Here is a 16,018-nt window from a genome sequence, read left to right on the forward strand (position 1 = left end):
CGGAGTCACCTCTCGTACAGCCCCTCCACCTCCGTCGCGAAGTCCCGCAGGATCGTCTCGCGGCGCAGCTTCATCGACGGGGTGAGGTGGCCGTCCGCCTCCGAGAAGTCGCGGGGCAGTACGGCGAAGCGGCGGATCGATTCGGGGCGGGAGACGAGCTTGTTGGCCTCGTCGACCGCCCGCTGGAGCACGGCGTTGAGTTCCTCGTCGCCGATCAGCAGCTCCGGCGGCACCGGGTGCTTGCCGTTCATCTGACGCCAGTGGGTGAGGCCGTCGAGGTCGAGGGTGATGAGCGCGGAGACATAGGGGCGGCCGTCTCCGAGGACGATGCACTGGGAGATCAGGGGGTGGGAGCGCAGCCAGTTCTCCAGCGGGGCGGGGGCGACGCTCTTACCGCCCCCCGTGATGATCATTTCCTTCTTGCGGCCGGTGATCGTCAGGTAGCCCTCGTCGTCCAGCTCGCCGATGTCGCCGGTCGGGAGCCAGCCGTCGGGGGCGGCGGGGACGACCCCGCCGGCCGCGGGGTCCCAGTAGCCGCGCAGGACGTGCTCGCCGCCGATGAGGATCTCGCCGTCCGCGGCGATCCGGATCCTGGTGCCGGGCAGCGGCCAACCGACCGTGCCCAGACGGGGTTTGAGCGGCGGGGTGACGGTCGACGCGCCCGTGGTCTCGGTCAGGCCGTAGCCCTCGTAGATCTCGATGCCGGCGCCCAGGTAGAACGCGGCGAGGCGGCGGCCCAGCGGGGAGCCGCCGCAGATGGCGTGTCGGACCCGGCCGCCCATGGCGTTGCGCAGACGCCGATAGACCAGCGGGTCGTAGACGGTGCGGGCGGCGCGCAGGGTGGCTCCGGGGCCGTGGCCGGTACCGGTCTTCTGGGCCTCGACGGCCTCGCCGTAGCGGACGGCGGTGTTCACGGCGCGGTCGAAGGAGCCGACCCGGCCGCCCGACTCGGCCTTCGCACGGGCCGAGTTGAAGATCTTCTCCAGCATGTACGGGATGGCGAGGAGACAGGTGGGTCTGAACGCGGCCAGATCCGGCAGGAGTTGGTCGGCCTTGAGGTTGGGCGCGTGGCCGAGGCGGACGCGGGCGCGGACGCAGGCGATGGCGACCATCCGGCCGAAGACGTGGGACATGGGGAGGAAGAGGAGGACGGAGAGGTCCTCGGTGGACGACTTGAAGACCGGGTAGAGGAGTTCGATCGCGTTGTCGACCTCGGCGAAGAAGTTGCCGTGGGTGAGCGCGCAGCCCTTGGGGCGGCCGGTGGTGCCGGAGGTGTAGATGAGCGTGGCGAGGGTGTCGGGCACCAACATCCCTCTGCGGATGTCGACTTCGGCGTCGGGCGTGTGCTCGCCGAGTTCCGCGAGCCGGTCGACGTGCCCCTTCTCGATCACCCACATGTGCTGGAGGTCGGGCAGCCGGTCGCGTTCGGGACCGACGGCCGCGGCCTGCGCGACCGTCTCGGTGACCAGGGCGACCGCGCCGGAGTCCTGGAGGATCCAGCGGGTCTGGAAGACGGAGGAGGTGGGGTAGACGGGGACGGTGACCAGTCCGGCCGCCCAGGCGGCGAAGTCGAGCAGCGTCCACTCGTAGATCGTGCGGGCCATGATGGCGATCCGGTCGCCCGGCATCAGCCCTTCGGCGATCAACCCCTTGGCGACGGCGTGGACTTGGGCGGCGAACTGCTCCGCCGTCACGTCCGTCCACTGGCCTTCCTGCCCCTTGCGGCTGAGGACCACCGCGTCCGGGGCGGCGGCCGCGTTCTCGAACGGCAGGTCGGCGAGCGAGCCGTAGGTCACCGGGCGCGCCAGCGCCGGCACGGACGCCTCCCGCACCGCGCCGTCCAGGCGGCGCGTCTCGGGCTCCACGAGCGTGGGGGGAGCGTCGGGGTCGGCGTAGTCCGGGGCGGGCTCTGGGTACGAGGTGGACACGGGGCGGCTCCCTGGGCGTGCAGCGACAAAGAACTGCTTGCTGCATGAGGTACGTGCCTCGCGTGTCGAGGCGTTCACCGGATTGGCCCCGAAGTAAGGGGTTACCGCCGGTTAGTTAGGGGATCGTACGGCGTTCGCGTGGGGAGTGTGTGCGTGTTCCGGGATGGTACGGGGCTGGGGCTGTGCAACCTCGGGGCTGATCGCGCAGTTCCCCCGCGCCCCTCAACGTGGGTGCACTGCACGCACCTGAGGGGCGCGACCGCCGACGGCGGCCGCTTCACGGGATCACCTCGACCTGCTCCTCACCTGTGACATAGGCTTACCGTCGGTAACCTTACTTCAGAGTAAGAACTGTCGTCATGACCCGGGACAGCTAGGAGCTGAACGTGGCCGACCGCTATCTGAGCCTCACCGGCACCGCACCCGGCCGCTTCCTCACCCGGCGGCTCGGCCTTCCGCAACCGGCGGCGCTCCACCGCTGGTCCGCCGAACGCCCGTGGCTGAACGGCGAGTTGCTCCACCTCACGGCCGGAACCTCCACACTCGACCGGGCGGCCGTCCTGGCCCGTGCGGTACTGAGACCGGGCCCCCTGGTGCGCGGCTGCTCCTCCGCGCCCGACTCCCCGCCCCCGGCCGCCGTCGTCCTCGACGCCACCGGCGTCCGGGACGTCGACACGCTCGCCGAGGTGCACGCGGCGCTGCACCCGGTCGTGCGGTCGGTCGCCGCGAGCGGGCGGATCGTGCTGCTGGGCGCGCCGCTCGACCCCGACGACCATCATCAGGCCGCCGTACAGCAGGCGTTGGAGGGCTTCACCCGCTCCCTCGGCAAGGAAATCGGCCGGGGCAGGACGGTGAACCTGGTCCGGCTGACCGACCCGGTCGCCGCCGAGTCCACCCTGCGCTTCCTCCTCTCCCCCAAGTCGGCCTACGTCAGCGGCCAGGTGATCGCCGTCGGCGCGGACGCAGGCGTCGGCGCGGACGCGGTCTCCGTCCCGGGCGCGGTCAGCGACGCGGTCGACTGGAGTCGCCCCTTCGCCGGCCGGACCGCCCTCGTCACCGGGGCCGCCCGCGGGATCGGCGCGGCGGTCGCCGAGACGCTCGCCCGGGACGGCGCGCGGGTCGTCGTCCTCGACGTCCCGGCGGCGGAACGGGACGCCCGTGAACTCGCCGCCCGGCTCGGCGGCGACGCCACCGCCCTCCCGCTCGACATCACGGCCGCCGACGCCGGTGAGCGCATCGCCGCCGAACTCCCCGACGGGCTCGACGTGTTGATCCACAACGCCGGGATCACCCGGGACCGGCGACTGGCCAACATGCCCGCCGAGCGGTGGAGTTCGGTGCTCGATGTCAACCTCGCGAGCGTGCTGCGCACCACCGACGCGCTGCTCGCCAAGGGCACGCTGCGTCCGGGCGGGCGTATCGTCGCCACCGCCTCCATCGCCGGTCTCGCGGGCAACGCGGGCCAGACCAACTACGGCGCGAGCAAGGCGGGCGTCGCGGGGCTGGTCCGGGCTCTCGCGCCGCGCGCGCTCGCCGGGCACGGGGTGACGGTGAACGCGGTCGCGCCGGGTTTCATCGAGACGAAGATGACCGCGGCGGTGCCCTTGTTCATCCGTGAGGCGGGCCGCCGGATGAACTCCCTCGCCCAGGGCGGGCTGCCGGCCGACGTCGCCGAGACCACCGCCTGGCTCGCCCATCCGGCCTCCGGGGCGGTCAACGGGCAGGTCGTGCGGGTGTGCGGGCAGAGCCTGCTGGGGGCCTGATGCCTACTCCACCGCCGTCGCCCGCCGTCACGCTGCCGGGGCTGCCCGCGCTCGGGCCGTCCCTCGCCCGGGGCGCGCTGCTCTCCCCGTTCAAACGCCCGCGCGCCGACGCGGACTTCCCGCGCACGCGGCTCGTCGTGCCGTACCTGCGGATCGACGCCGCCCGGCTGACCGCGTACGAGCGGGTGTGCGGCTTCGGCACCGGCGAGGACACGCTGCCGGTCACCTATCCGCACGTCCTCGGCTTCCCGCCGGCCATGCGGCTGATGAGCGACCGCCGCTTCCCGCTGCCGCTGCTCGGCCTCGTCCACACGTCGATCACCATCACCCGCCGCCGCCCCCTCCCGGTCGCCGCCCACTACGAACTCTCCGTCCACGTGGCCGGGTTGATCCCCCACCGCCGCGGCACGGAGGCAACCGTGGTGACGGAGCTACGCGACGGCGGCGAGCCGGTATGGCACTCCCACAGCACGTACCTGGCCCGCCACGGGACCTCACCCCCGCCGGACTCGACGGAGCCGGGGGATGCGGCGGGAGGGGGCGGTCGCCTGCCCGTGCTGGAGGAGTGGCGACTCGCCGGGGACGTCGGGCGGCGTTACGGCGCTGCCTCGGGGGACCGGAATCCCATCCATCTCCATCCGCTCACCGCCCGGCTGTTCGGGTTTCCCCGGGCCATCGCCCACGGCATGTGGACCGCGGCCCGCTGCCTCGCCGCGCACGGGACGCCGCAGGCGGTGCGGGTGCGGGTCGACTTCCGGGCGCCGGTCCTGCTGCCGGGCGCGGTGCGCTTCGCGGCCGACGGCAGCCGGTTCGAGCTGCGCGGCCCCGGGGAGGCGGGACGGCTGCACGTGAGCGGCCGGGTGGATCCCCTGGAGTGAGGGGCGCAGGTGGGCTACGCCTCCGGCGGGGACCAGGGGTGGCCTGTCATCAGGTTGTCCAGGCCCGCCCAGGCGAAGTTCATCAGCGTCGCCGCCGCCTGGCGGGGGGTGACGCCCTCGGTGACGTTGGCCCAGGCCGCGAGCGACTCCGCGGCGCCGACCAGGGCCTCGGCCAGGCCACCGACCTCGCGTTCGGGCAGGTGGGGGTCGCGGTGCGCCTCGCGGGCGGCGACGGCGATCAGCTGCGTCACGAACGCGACGATCTCCGCGCGCATCGCGGCGACTTCGGCGGCGAAGGGCTCGCCGTGGGTGCGGGCCTGGAGGTGCAGCACGGACCAGGCGTGCGGGTGCCGGCCGGTGTGCGCGAAGAAGGCCAGCAGGCCGTCCCAGAGCTGGCGGTCGGCGGGCAGGTCGGTGCGGACGCCAGCGCGCACCGCCGCCACGAGCGCCTTCGCCTCGCGGCGGATGCAGGCGGTGAAGAGGTCTTCCTTGGAGTTCAGGTACAGATAGACCAACGGCTTGGACACGCCCGCCAGTTCGGCGATCTCGTCCATCGACGCGGCCATGTACCCCCGTCGCCCGAAGATCTCGACGGCGGCGTCCAGCATCTGCTGCTCACGGACGGCTCGCGGCATCCGCTTGGTCTTCACGGCACCCATGGGGCAAGCCTAGTTGGGGCCGACGCGGACGACTTCCCTACGAGGCCTGCGCCTGGTTCTGCGCCTGGCTCTGCGCCTGGCTCTGCGCCTGGCTCTGCGTCTGGTTCTCGCTCGACGTCCGGCTCTCGTCGTGGGCGGTGTCGGCGGCCTCGTCCTCCTGGGAGCGGTTGGCCTCCAGGCCGGCCTTCATCCGGTCCACCCGGCGCACCACCGTCTCCGAGGCGCGGTCGCGCTCCTTGCGCAGCAGGACGAAGCTGATCGGCGCGGAGATCACCAGCGCGAGCAGGATGACCCACATGCCGTTGGCCTGGCCGAGGCCGCGCGGCACCACACCGGAGTAGACGAGCCCCCAGACGGCCACGAGGCAGCCTGCGAACACACCGAGGCGCATCAACGTGTAGCGGAGCATCTCAATCCACTCTTCCGATCCGAAATGGGGGCCGTCGTCCAGTGAAGCACGCCGGAGGACCGATCTTGCAGGGGGGTGGAGAGGGTCAGCCCAGGGGGAGGACGAGCGTGATGTCGTCGCGGTCGTCGCCCGGCGCCACCCGTATCGCGCCGGGGACGCGGCCGACCTCCTTGTAGCCGCAGGAGGCGTAGAAGTCCTCCAGGCCGAGACCGCCGCGGCAGGTGAGGCGTATCGCCTCGATGCCGTCGACGGTGCGGGCCGCGTCCGCGGCGGCGGCCAGGAGGGCGCGGCCGTGGCCCGCGCCCTGGTGGCCCGGGTGCACCATCACGGTGTACAGCCACAGCCAGTGGGTCATCAGGCGGTGGGTGTTGGAGGTGAGGAACACGCTCGCGACGACCCGGCCGTCGCCGTCACGCCCGACGAGGAGGCGGGTGCGGCCCTCGGCGATCTGGGCGATCGCCCGGACCAGCTCGGGCCGGATCGTCTCCCGCGCCACCGGCGCCACGAACCCGACCGCGCCGCCGGCGTTGCTGACGTCCGTCCACAGATCGAGGATGCCGTCCCGGAGCTCGGGGGTGATGGCGGGGTCGAGCGTGAAGGTGAGAGGGGTCGTAATAGACACAGGAGGACTTTATCTATTACGACCGCTCGGATCACCGTGATTCACACGACAGTGAGGCTCACACGACAGTGAGGTTCACACGACGGTGAGGTTCACACGACGGCGAGGTCAGACCCGCATCGGCTGGGGGGACTCCCGGAGCTGGGGGTCCGGGCCCTCGTACTCGCGGATGATCTCGTAGCGCGTGTTGCGTTCCACCGGGCGGAAGCCCGCGTCGCGGATGAGGTCGAGGAGGTCCTCGCGGGTCAGCTTGTTCGGCGTGCCGTAGTTGTCCGCGTCGTGCGTGATCTTGTACTCGACGACCGAGCCGTCCATGTCGTCCGCCCCGTGCTGCAACGCCAGCTGCGCCGTCTGGACGCCGTGCATGACCCAGAAGACCTTGACGTGCGGGACGTTGTCGAAGAGGAGGCGGGAGACCGCGAAGGTCTTCAGGGCCTCGGCGCCGGTCGCCATCTGCGTGCGCGCCTGGAGCCGGTTGCGGACCTTGCCGTCCTGCATGTCGACGAAGTCGTGCTGGTAGCGCAGCGGGATGAAGACCTGGAACCCGCCCGTCTCGTCCTGGAGTTCACGCAGCCGCAGCACGTGGTCCACACGGTGACGCGGCTCCTCGATATGGCCGTAGAGCATGGTGCTCGGGGTCTTCAGCCCCTTCTCGTGCGCCAGGCGGTGGATCCGGGACCAGTCCTCCCAGTGCGTGCGGTGGTCCACGATGTGCTGCCGGACCTCCCAGTCGAAGATCTCCGCGCCGCCGCCGGTGAGGGACTCCAGACCGGCGTCGATCAGCTCGTCGAGGATCTCGGAGGCCGACAGACCGCTGATCGTCTCGAAGTGGTGGATCTCCGTGGCCGTGAAGGCCTTCAGCGAGACGCCGGGCAGCGCGGCCTTCAACTCCCGCAGCGAACGCGGGTAGTAGCGCCAGGGCAGGTTGGGGTGCAGGCCGTTGACGATGTGGAGCTCCGTGAGGTTCTCGCCCTCCATCGCCTTGGCGAGCTTGACGGCCTCCTCGATGCGCATCGTGTACGCGTCCTTCTCCCCCGGCTTGCGCTGGAAGGAGCAGTACGCGCAGGAGGCCGTGCACACGTTCGTCATGTTGAGGTGCCGGTTGACGTTGAAGTGCACGACGTCGCCGTTCTTGCGCGTCCGCACCTCGTGCGCGAGGCCGCCGAGCCAGGCCAGGTCGTCCGACTCGTACAGCGCGATGCCGTCCTCGCGGGTCAGCCGCTCACCGGCCCTGACCTTCTGCTCCAGCTCGCGCTTGAGCCCGACGTCCATGATCATCCCTCTCGTAGGCAGACTCGCCGACAGAACTCCGTAAACCGTACGCCCAGAGCCCTACACCTCCTCGGGCAGCTCTCCGACCCGGTTCTCCCACTTCGTGGAGAGCACGATGGTCGTACGGGTCCGGGAGACGCCCTTCGTGCCCGAGAGGCGGCGGATGATCTTCTCCAGGCCGTCGACGTCGTTGGCCCGCACCTTGAGCATGAACGAGTCGTCGCCGGCGATGAACCAGCAGTCCTCGATCTCGCTGAGATCCTTCATCCGGGCGGCCACGTCCTCGTGGTCGGCCGCGTCGGAGAGGGAGATGCCGATCAGGGCGGTCACGCCCAGGCCGAGCGAGGCGGCGTTCACCGTGGCGCGGTAGCCGGTGATGACGCCGGCCGCCTCCAGCCGGTTGATGCGGTCGGTGACGCTGGGTCCCGACAGGCCGACAAGGCGCCCCAGTTCCGCGTACGAGGCCCGGCCGTTCTCCCTCAGGGCCTGGATGAGCTGCCTGTCCACCGCGTCCATGCGATCGAGCCTTCCGAAAGAGTTCCTGAAGTGATGAGAGGTACTGCGACTTGCTCAGATGCCGCTCACGCCGTGCGGGTTGCGCCACCACCGCCGCGGGCCTGCCCCAGCTCGCCCTCCCAGCGGCGGTACAGCCGGTGCTCGACGCCCGCCGCGTCCAGCACCCGGCCGGCGACGAAATCCACCAGGTCCTGGATGTGGGTGGCGCCCGCGTAGAAGGCCGGCGAGGCGGGGACGACGTTCGCGCCCGCGTCGTCGAGGGCGACGAGGTGCCGCAGCGTCTGCCCGTTCAGCGGGGTCTCCCGCACAGCGACGACGAGCGGCCGGCGCTCCTTCAGCGTCACGCTCGCCACACGCTGGAGGAGGTCCTTCGACAGCCCGAGCGCGACCCCGGCGACACACGCCGTGGAGGCCGGGACGATCAGCATCCCCTTCGTCGCGTACGACCCGGAGGACGGCCCCGCGGCCAGGTCCCCCGCGCCCCAGTAACGCACCGCCTCCAGGCTCACGTCGAACGTGTCCGGCTTGCCGTCCGCCCCCCGCGCGAGCCATTCGCCCAGGTCGTCCCGCCAGTGCGCGTCCCGGAACGAGATCCCCGTCTCGTCGAGCAGCGTGAGCCGCGAGGCCCGGCTGACCACCAGGTCGACGCTCTCCCCCGCGGCGAGCAGCGCCCGCAGGACAGCGGCGGCATAGGGCGTACCGGACGCCCCGGACACCCCCACGATCCAAGGCACGCGCTGCGTTTCTCCTGCGTTCACACCTTGAGCGTACCGGTGGGGCGGTCAGTGTTCAGGACCGGTGGGGGCGTAGGAGGGCGGGGCGGGCCAAGGCCCGTCAGACGGTCAGACCCCTCACCAGGAGATCCAGCAGCGCGCACACGAACAGAGCTATGCCGATGAAGCCGTTGACACTGAAGAACGCCCTGTTCACGCGGGACAGGTCGTGGGGGCGGACGATGGTGTGCTCGTAGACGAACGCGCCCGCGACGATCAGCAGGCCCAGCCAGAAGAACGCGCCCGCGTCGGTGGCGAGGGCGTACCAGACGAACAGGGCCGTGGTGATCGCGTGGCAGACGCGGGCGCCCCAGATCGACGCCGGGACGCCGAAGCGGGCCGGGACCGACTTCACGCCGATCTCCCGGTCGGTCTCCACGTCCTGGCAGGCGTAGATCAGGTCGAAGCCGCCGATCCAGACGCCGACCGCCAGACCGAGGATCACCGCGTCCCAGGACCACTCCCCCGTGATCGCCAGCCAGCCGCCGATCGGGCCCATCGCCTGGGCCACCCCCAGGATGGCCTGCGGGAAGTTCGTGAACCGCTTGCCGTAGGGGTAGACGACCATCGGGATCACGGCGACCGGCGCGAGCGCCAGGCACAGCGGGTTCAGCAGGGCCGCCGCGCCCAGGAAGACCACCAGCGCGATCAGCGCGCCCGTCCAGGCGTGCTTCACCGACATCGCGCCGGTGACGAGCTCGCGCTGCGCGGTGCGCGGGTTCCGCGCGTCGATCTCGCGGTCGATGATCCGGTTGACCGCCATCGCGAAGGTGCGCAGGCCCACCATGCAGACGGTGACCAGGAGGAGCCGCACCCAGTGGACGTTCCGGTCCAGCTGGAACATCGCCGTGAGGGCCGCGATGTAGGCGAAGGGCAGCGCGAAGACCGAGTGCTCGATCATCACCAGACGCAGGAAGGCCCGCGCCCTGCCGGGCTGCGGAATCGCGGCGGAAGCGCTGCTCACAGTCCGTATTCCTTCCAACGCCGGGTCACCCGTTCGGCCGTGGCCGGGTCCGGCAGGACCATGTCCGGCCAGCCGCCGTCGCGGGTGTAGCCCTCCTCGGGCCACTTCTTCGTCGCGTCGATGCCCGCCTTGCCGCCCCAGAACTGCTGGTAGGAGGCGTGGTCGAGATGGTCGACCGGGCCCTCGACGAGGGACAGGTCGCGGGCGTAGTCCGTGTTGCCGAGGGCGCGCCAGGCGACCTCGTGCAGGTCGTGGACGTCGCAGTCGGAGTCCACGACCACGATCAGCTTCGTCAGCGACATCATGTGCGCGCCCCAGATCGCGTGCATGACCTTCTGCGCGTGCTTCGGGTACTTCTTGTCGATCGAGACGATCGCGCAGTTGTGGAAGCCGCCGGCCTCGGGCAGGTGGTAGTCCACGATGTCCGGGACGATGATCTTCAGGAGCGGGAGGAAGAAGCGTTCCGTCGCCCGGCCCAGCGGCCCGTCCTCCGTCGGGGGGCGGCCGACGACGATCGACTGGAGCAGCGGACGGCGGCGCATGGTGACGCAGTCGATGGTGAGCGCCGGGAACGGCTCCTGCGGGGTGTAGAACCCGGTGTGGTCGCCGAAGGGGCCCTCCGGGAGCATCTCGCCGGGCTCCAGCCAGCCTTCGAGGACGACCTCCGCCTGCGCCGGCACCTGGAGCGGGACCGTCTTGCAGTCGACCATCTCGATCCGCTTGCCCGCGAGGAACCCGGCGAAGAGGTACTCGTCGATGTCGCCGGGGAGCGGGGCGGTGGAGGCGTAGGTGACGGCGGGCGGGCAGCCGAAGGCGATGGCGACGGGGAGGCGCTCGCCCCGGCGGGCCGCGACCTGGTAGTGGTTGCGGCTGTCCTTGTGGATCTGCCAGTGCATGCCGATCGTGCGCTTGTCGTGGCGCTGGAGGCGGTACAGGCCGAGATTGCGGATCCCGCTCTCCGGGTCCTTGGTGTGGGTCAGGCCCAGGTTGAAGAAGGAGCCGCCGTCCTGGGGCCAGGTGAAGAGCGCGGGCAGCGCCTCCAGGTCGACGTCGTCGCCGCGCAGGACGACCTCCTGCACGGGGGCGTCCTTCTCCTTCACCTTCTTCGGCGGGACGTGCGCCATCGCGCCGAGCTTGCCGAAGGCCTCCCGGACGCCGACGAAGCCGTGCGGCAGCTCGGGCTTGAGCAGGCCGCCGATCTTCTCGGAGATCTCCGCGTACGAGGTGAGCCCGAGGGCCTTCAGGAGGCGGCGGTCGGTGCCGAAGACGTTCATCGCGAGGGGCATCGCCGAGCCCTTCACGTTCTCGAAGAGCAGCGCGGGCCCGCCCGACTTCTGGACCCGGTCGACGATCTCCCCGACCTCCAGATACGGATCGACCTCGGCCTTGACGCGCTTGAGGTCGCCCTCGCGTTCCAGGGCCCTGAGCAGGGAGCGAAGATCGTCGTAAGCCATGGGGTCAAGTATGTCCGAGCGGCTACCCTGGCCCAGTACCTGGGGCCCTCGCTGCGGCCCCGCACGACGACAGTTCTGAGAGGCCCCCCGATGCTCCGGGTCCTGATGTTCCTGGTGCCGCTGGCGTTGAGCGTGTACGCGTTCATCGACTGCATCAGCACGAAGGACGACGACATCCGCCACATGCCGAAGCCGCTGTGGGCGATCCTCGTCCTGCTCTTCCCGCTCGTCGGCTCCCTCTCCTGGCTGATCGCCGGCAAGAAGCGCAGCCCCGCCGCGCAGGGCTGGTCCGGCGTCCGCGGCGGCCGGCCGACCCGCCGGTGGGTGGCCCCCGACGACGACCCGGAGTTCCTGAAGTCGCTGGACGAGGAAGAGAAGAAGCGCAAGAAGGACGAGGGGGACCAGCCCGGGTGATCCCCCTGCACGAGGCGACGGCGCGCGCGTGGCTCGGTGAGGCCGTGGCGGAGGCGCGGGCCGGGCTCGCCGAGGGCGGGGTCCCCGTGGGGGCCGCGCTGTACGGGGCCGACGGCGTCCTGCTGGGGCGCGGCCGCAATCGCCGGGTCCAGGACGGCGATCCCTCGACGCACGCCGAGACGTCCGCGTTCCGGGCGGCGGGACGGCAGCGGTCCTACCGGGGCACGACCATGGTGACGACGCTCTCGCCGTGCTGGTACTGCTCCGGTCTCGTCCGGCAGTTCGGCATCTCACGGGTGGTCGTCGGAGAGGCCGTCACCTTCCACGGCGGCCACGACTGGCTGGCCGAGCACGGCGTGGAGATCGTCCTGCTCGACGACCCCGGCTGCGTCGGCATGATGCGCGAGTTCATCCGGGACGAGCCCGCCCTGTGGAACGAGGACATCGGGGCGTAGGGCCCGTCCGGCGGACCACCTCGCGGAAGCGGCTTCGGTCACCGTCCGCTGAACTTTCGTGACCCAACGGACATCACGCGATCTGGCACACATCAACTCACCCTCTTTACCCTGGCGTTGTAGGCCGGCCACGGGGGAGGTGCGGTGCACAGACGGTTGCACGGGCGGGGGGCGCTCTTCGACGTCGAGCCGGCCGGGCTCGTGCCGCGGCTGGTCGGGCTGCGGCCGTACGAGCATCACGCGGAGCGGGTCGAACACCCCGCCGGGCCGCCCCTGTTGGTGCTGGCCGGCGGGCGCGGGTCCGGCAAGAGCGCGGTGCTCGCCGAGTTGCTCGACGCCTACACGGAACGGCTGCGCGGCGGCGAGTCCCGCAAACGGACCCCGGTCGCGCTGATCGACTGCGAGGACGAGCAGTTCGCCCGCCCGCCGCACGAGGAGAGCCCCGAGTCCTGGTCGCCCGTCTGGCAGGCGCTGCTGGTGCTCGCCGAGCAGCTCACCGAGCCGGTGAAGGCGGCCGGACAGCTCACCTTCCCGCGTCTGACGGCGGGCCTGGTCGCGGTGCGGGCCAGCGACTGGAGCGGACGCGGCGACTCGGACCGCATCCGGCGGGAGCTGACCCGGATCCTGCTGCTGAACGAGCGCGCCTCCCGGTTCGGCCTCGCCGGGCGGTGGGCGGCCCGGGTCGCGGTGCAGGTGGCGTCGACGGCGAGCGGGCAGGGGGCGTTCGTGGCGGCGGCGATCGAGGCGACGCTGGAGGCGCTGTCGGAGGGCGTCACCTCCCGCAAGGAGCAGAAGCCGGCCGCCTGGTACCGCGCCTACCCGAACGCCGGCGGCAACGCCAAGCGCGGACTGCTGCTGCTCGCGGGGAACTTCCGGGCCGGCGGCGCCTCCCGCGAGCACGCCGAACGCTGGCTGGTGCGGGCGCTCCTCGCCGACCTCACGGAGGCGTACGCGGGGCTCAACTCCCATCTGCGGCGGCTCGGCCGGCCGATGGTCCTGCTGGACAACGCGCGCGGCGGACCGGGACCGGGGCTGCTGGACGCCGTGCTGCGGGACCGGGCCGACGGCGTCGCCGACCAGGTGCTGTGGGCGGCGACCGTACGCGGCACGGGCCATCCCGCGCTGCGGGACGCCGTACGGCGTGAGCTCGCCGAGGTCGCCCGCGCGAGCGGATGGGAGCCGGGCCCCTCGCCGTCCTCGCGGGCGCTGCTGGTGCCGCTGCCGCCGCTGTCCCCGGACGACACCCTGCACATGGTCGGCGCGGTCTGCGACGACGTCCCGATCCCGCCCCGACTCCCGCACGCCGTGCACCGGTTGACCGGCGGCAACCCGCTCGGCATCCTGCTCGTCGCCGAGGCCGCACGCCAACACCCCGACCGGGCCGCGTCCTTGGGCCGGCTGCTCACCGCGAGGATCAAACTCACCGAGGACCAGGCCGACGACGGCCGCCCCGCCTGCACCGAGTTGCTCACCCGCCTGGTCCCCGCCGACCGCCTCGACGAGCTGACGGTCCTCGCCGCCGCCCACGACCACGACTCCGCCGTGGCCCTCGCGGCGTCCCAACTCGCCGACGACTTCGGCCCGTCGGGCGTACGGTCCCTGCGTGTACGGCTCGCCGGGGAGGGACTCGCCGCCGAGCCGGGCCACTTCGTCGGCGACCCCTTCGTCCGCACCCTGCTGCTGCTCCGGCTGCACCACCGCAACGCCGACCGGGCCAAGTGGCGCGAGGTCCACGAGACGCTGATCCGGCACTACACGCGCGACTCCGGGGACGGCGGGAACGGCGCAGGCGGAGGCGGCGGAGGCGGCGGAGGCGGAGGCGGAGGCGGGGACGGCGGGGACGGCGCGGCGGGCAGGGGACCCGCTCACGCCCGCTACCGGCTCTACCACGAGCTGGCCCTCGGCGACACGAGCGGCGCGGTGGCCCATCTGCGCGACGCCTTCCCCACGATCGACACCCGCGCCTGGCTGGACACCCTCGCCTTCCTCGGCTCCGCGCCCTGCTTCCCCGCCCACGACGACGACCGCCGCGCCGCGATCGCCCTGGGCCGCACGGACGGCTCCGAGCCGCCGCCGGAGGGGGTGGACGGGCCGCTCCACCTGCGGGTGCGGCGGCTGCTGCACGCGGTGTGGCAGGTGACCGACCCGCTGGTGCCGCCCGAGCCGGCGGTGTGCGACCGGCTGCGGTTCGAACTGCTGCAACTGTCCGACCTGCGGCCCGCCGGGGGCGCGCTGCTGTTCGCGGCGTCCCGGGCCTGGCGCCGGGACGCGCTCGCGGGCCGCCCCCTGCGCACCCCGGCGGACGACGGTTCCGACGACGGAGAGGGGGAGGCGTGATGGCAGGTGCTCCGGGTGGTCCGGGTGCTTCGGGTGCTTTTGTGCGGTGGCTGCGGGAGGTCTGGGAGATCCGCCTCTACCGCTATGTCGCGGTGCTGGTCACGGCGGCCCTGGTGGCCGGACTGGTCTTCGCGGTGCGGGCGTTCACCCAGGAGGACCGCTCGTGCGCGCCGGGCGTGTCCCGGCCCGAGGGCAGCGACGAGTGCGTGGGCGTGACCTCGACCGCGTACGACTTCGGGCGGCCCCGCTACCGGGAGGCGGCGCGGGCGATCGACCGGGAGAACGACTCTCTGAAGGAGGGGAGTTACGTCACCGTCGCGCTGATGCTGCCGTACACCGCAACCACGCCCTCCACCATCGGCGACATCCTGCACGAGGTGCAGGGCGCGTATCTGGCCCAGTGGGAGGCCAACCACACCTCCAACGGGCAGGCCCCGGCGATCCGGCTGGTGCTCGCCAACCCGGGTGCGACCAGCGCGCATTGGGAGCGGCTGGTGGACCAGCTGGAGCGGATGACGAAGGGCCCGGAGCGGCTGCGCGCGGTCGCCGGGGTCGGCACCAGCACCGAAAACAACAAGAAGGCCGTAGCGGAGCTGACCCGGCGGGGCATCCCGGTCATCGGCGCGTCCATCACCGCCGACGACCTCGCCAACGGCGGGAGCGGCCAGGACCCGTTCCCGGGGCTCGCCCGGGTCTCCCCCACCAACACCGACGAGGCCCGCGCCCTGGCCTCGTTCGCGAAGGTCACCGCGGGGCGGGCGCTGCTGGTGTACGACAAGCCGGGCGACCCGTACACGCGGACGCTCCAGGCGTCGTTCGCCGCGCTGATCGAGGGCTCGCCGTACGAGCCGCAGCCGTTCACGCCGCCCGCCGACCGCAGTCAGGAGGGCACGACCGCGAACACCTTCCGGCAGATCACCCACCTGGTGTGCGACACCTCGCCGGGGACCGACACCATCCTCTTCGCCGGCCGCCACATCCAGCTGCGGCAGTTCATCAACGCGCTCGGCGCGCGCGGCTGCCAGGACCGCGGGTTCACGCTGCTCACCGGCGACGAGGGCTCCTATCTGACCGGCGACCCCGAGCTGGACCGCACCGCCCTCACCCGCAACCTCTCCGTCCGCTACACCGCGCTCGCCCACCCGGACGCCTGGACGAAGGGCGCCCCGGCGACCGGCGGCTCGGCGCGGGACGCGGCGGCGCTGACCTCGCTGCTGGCCCGCAGCACCCGTGCGCCGGTCGGGCCCATCGGGAGCACGGCCCTTGAGGACGGCCAGCTGATCATCGCGTACGACGCGCTGCGGCTGGCCGTCCACGGCATCCGCGAGGCCACCCCGGCCGGCGGGACGGTCCCCTCCCTCGCCGACGTCGGCCTGCAATGGCCGCAGGTCAAGGGCTCGCTGCGGGTGAGCGGGGCGAGCGGCTGGATCTGTCTGGACGTACACGGCAATCCGTACGACAAGGCGGTCCCGATCGTGGAGCTCACCCCGCAGGGCGCCTCCCGCTTCGTCCGCATCGCCTGGCCGGAGGGAAGGCCGCCGGCGAAGGAGTGCCTGCCGCCGTCCTAGCCGTGC

General features: G+C 72.1%; 15 protein-coding genes. 6 read left to right on the plus strand and 9 right to left on the minus strand.

Features of this window, described 5'->3' with window-relative positions; genetic code table 11:
- Nucleotides 1–5: 5 nt before the first annotated feature.
- Entirely contained in the window at nucleotides 6–1,928 is a 1,923-nt protein-coding gene (locus tag ACFYX4_RS09345; protein WP_389328409.1) for an AMP-dependent synthetase/ligase, read from the minus strand.
- Between the two features lie 386 nt (nucleotides 1,929–2,314).
- Between ACFYX4_RS09345 and ACFYX4_RS09350 the strand changes: the two genes are divergently transcribed.
- Together ACFYX4_RS09350 and ACFYX4_RS09355 are read left to right on the plus strand one after the other, a co-directional pair.
- Nucleotides 2,315–3,691, plus strand: a complete 1,377-nt coding sequence (locus ACFYX4_RS09350; protein ID WP_389328412.1) for a 3-oxoacyl-ACP reductase — start codon at nucleotides 2,315–2,317, stop codon at nucleotides 3,689–3,691.
- Entirely contained in the window at nucleotides 3,691–4,569 is an 879-nt protein-coding gene (locus ACFYX4_RS09355) for a MaoC family dehydratase (RefSeq protein ID WP_389328415.1), read from the plus strand. The genes ACFYX4_RS09350 and ACFYX4_RS09355 overlap by 1 nt, the downstream gene beginning before the upstream one ends.
- A gap of 14 nt (nucleotides 4,570–4,583) precedes the next feature.
- Here ACFYX4_RS09355 and ACFYX4_RS09360 read toward each other — a convergent pair whose 3' ends face one another.
- The 8 genes from ACFYX4_RS09360 to ACFYX4_RS09395 form a co-directional block, all read right to left on the minus strand.
- On the minus strand, nucleotides 4,584–5,228 hold the full coding sequence (locus ACFYX4_RS09360) for a TetR/AcrR family transcriptional regulator (RefSeq protein ID WP_389328418.1): 645 nt from the start codon (nucleotides 5,226–5,228) through the stop codon (nucleotides 4,584–4,586).
- 37 nt (nucleotides 5,229–5,265) lie between these two features.
- The gene (locus ACFYX4_RS09365) at nucleotides 5,266–5,637 is read right to left on the minus strand and encodes a DUF4229 domain-containing protein (protein ID WP_389328421.1); all 372 of its coding nucleotides are present in this window, start codon (nucleotides 5,635–5,637) and stop codon (nucleotides 5,266–5,268) included.
- An 85-nt stretch (nucleotides 5,638–5,722) separates the two neighbouring features.
- Nucleotides 5,723–6,259, minus strand: a complete 537-nt coding sequence (locus ACFYX4_RS09370) for a GNAT family N-acetyltransferase (RefSeq protein WP_389328424.1) — start codon at nucleotides 6,257–6,259, stop codon at nucleotides 5,723–5,725.
- 108 nt (nucleotides 6,260–6,367) lie between these two features.
- A complete protein-coding gene (mqnE, locus tag ACFYX4_RS09375) occupies nucleotides 6,368–7,531 on the minus strand; it encodes an aminofutalosine synthase MqnE (RefSeq protein WP_389328427.1) in 1,164 nt (387 codons plus the stop codon).
- Between the two features lie 60 nt (nucleotides 7,532–7,591).
- A complete protein-coding gene (locus ACFYX4_RS09380) occupies nucleotides 7,592–8,047 on the minus strand; it encodes an Lrp/AsnC family transcriptional regulator (protein WP_073494711.1) in 456 nt (151 codons plus the stop codon).
- Nucleotides 8,048–8,112: 65 nt separating this feature from the next.
- Nucleotides 8,113–8,781 (minus strand): UbiX family flavin prenyltransferase, encoded by a 669-nt coding sequence (locus ACFYX4_RS09385; RefSeq protein ID WP_389328692.1) that lies wholly within the window; start codon nucleotides 8,779–8,781, stop codon nucleotides 8,113–8,115.
- Between the two features lie 100 nt (nucleotides 8,782–8,881).
- Nucleotides 8,882–9,784, minus strand: coding sequence for a menaquinone biosynthesis prenyltransferase MqnP (gene mqnP / locus ACFYX4_RS09390; RefSeq protein WP_389328431.1), 903 nt, complete (start codon nucleotides 9,782–9,784; stop codon nucleotides 8,882–8,884).
- The gene (locus ACFYX4_RS09395) at nucleotides 9,781–11,238 is read right to left on the minus strand and encodes a menaquinone biosynthesis decarboxylase (protein WP_389328434.1); all 1,458 of its coding nucleotides are present in this window, start codon (nucleotides 11,236–11,238) and stop codon (nucleotides 9,781–9,783) included. Before ACFYX4_RS09395 ends, mqnP begins: the two co-directional genes overlap by 4 nt.
- Nucleotides 11,239–11,328: 90 nt before the next feature.
- Between ACFYX4_RS09395 and ACFYX4_RS09400 the strand changes: the two genes are divergently transcribed.
- From ACFYX4_RS09400 to ACFYX4_RS09415, 4 genes are all read left to right on the plus strand, one after another.
- Complete coding sequence (locus ACFYX4_RS09400; protein WP_389328437.1) at nucleotides 11,329–11,652, plus strand: PLD nuclease N-terminal domain-containing protein; 324 nt, start codon at nucleotides 11,329–11,331, stop codon at nucleotides 11,650–11,652.
- Nucleotides 11,653–11,657: 5 nt separating this feature from the next.
- On the plus strand, nucleotides 11,658–12,107 hold the full coding sequence (locus tag ACFYX4_RS09405) for a nucleoside deaminase (RefSeq protein ID WP_389328695.1): 450 nt from the start codon (nucleotides 11,658–11,660) through the stop codon (nucleotides 12,105–12,107).
- A 144-nt stretch (nucleotides 12,108–12,251) separates the two neighbouring features.
- Nucleotides 12,252–14,444 carry a hypothetical protein gene (locus tag ACFYX4_RS09410; RefSeq protein WP_389328440.1) on the plus strand — a complete coding sequence of 731 codons (2,193 nt, stop codon included), beginning with the start codon at nucleotides 12,252–12,254 and terminating at the stop codon, nucleotides 14,442–14,444.
- Entirely contained in the window at nucleotides 14,444–16,012 is a 1,569-nt protein-coding gene (locus tag ACFYX4_RS09415) for a hypothetical protein (protein ID WP_389328443.1), read from the plus strand. Before ACFYX4_RS09410 ends, ACFYX4_RS09415 begins: the two co-directional genes overlap by 1 nt.
- Nucleotides 16,013–16,018: the final 6 nt, after the last annotated feature.

The organism is Streptomyces sp. NPDC002328, from assembly GCF_042890065.1.
Classification (GTDB): Bacteria; Actinomycetota; Actinomycetes; order Streptomycetales; family Streptomycetaceae; genus Streptomyces.

What these genes read in the sequence shown, in the direction of transcription:
- ACFYX4_RS09355 (WP_389328415.1), top strand. Translation starts at nt 3,691, where the DNA reads ATGCCTACTCCACCGCCGTCGCCCGCCGTCACGCTGCCGGGGCTGCCC.
- ACFYX4_RS09360 (WP_389328418.1), bottom strand. Translation starts at nt 5,228, where the DNA reads ATGGGTGCCGTGAAGACCAAGCGGATGCCGCGAGCCGTCCGTGAGCAG.
- ACFYX4_RS09365 (WP_389328421.1), bottom strand. Translation starts at nt 5,637, where the DNA reads ATGCTCCGCTACACGTTGATGCGCCTCGGTGTGTTCGCAGGCTGCCTC.
- mqnE (WP_389328427.1), bottom strand. Translation starts at nt 7,531, where the DNA reads ATGGACGTCGGGCTCAAGCGCGAGCTGGAGCAGAAGGTCAGGGCCGGT.
- ACFYX4_RS09380 (WP_073494711.1), bottom strand. Translation starts at nt 8,047, where the DNA reads ATGGACGCGGTGGACAGGCAGCTCATCCAGGCCCTGAGGGAGAACGGC.
- ACFYX4_RS09395 (WP_389328434.1), bottom strand. Translation starts at nt 11,238, where the DNA reads ATGGCTTACGACGATCTTCGCTCCCTGCTCAGGGCCCTGGAACGCGAG.
- ACFYX4_RS09400 (WP_389328437.1), top strand. Translation starts at nt 11,329, where the DNA reads ATGCTCCGGGTCCTGATGTTCCTGGTGCCGCTGGCGTTGAGCGTGTAC.
- ACFYX4_RS09415 (WP_389328443.1), top strand. Translation starts at nt 14,444, where the DNA reads ATGGCAGGTGCTCCGGGTGGTCCGGGTGCTTCGGGTGCTTTTGTGCGG.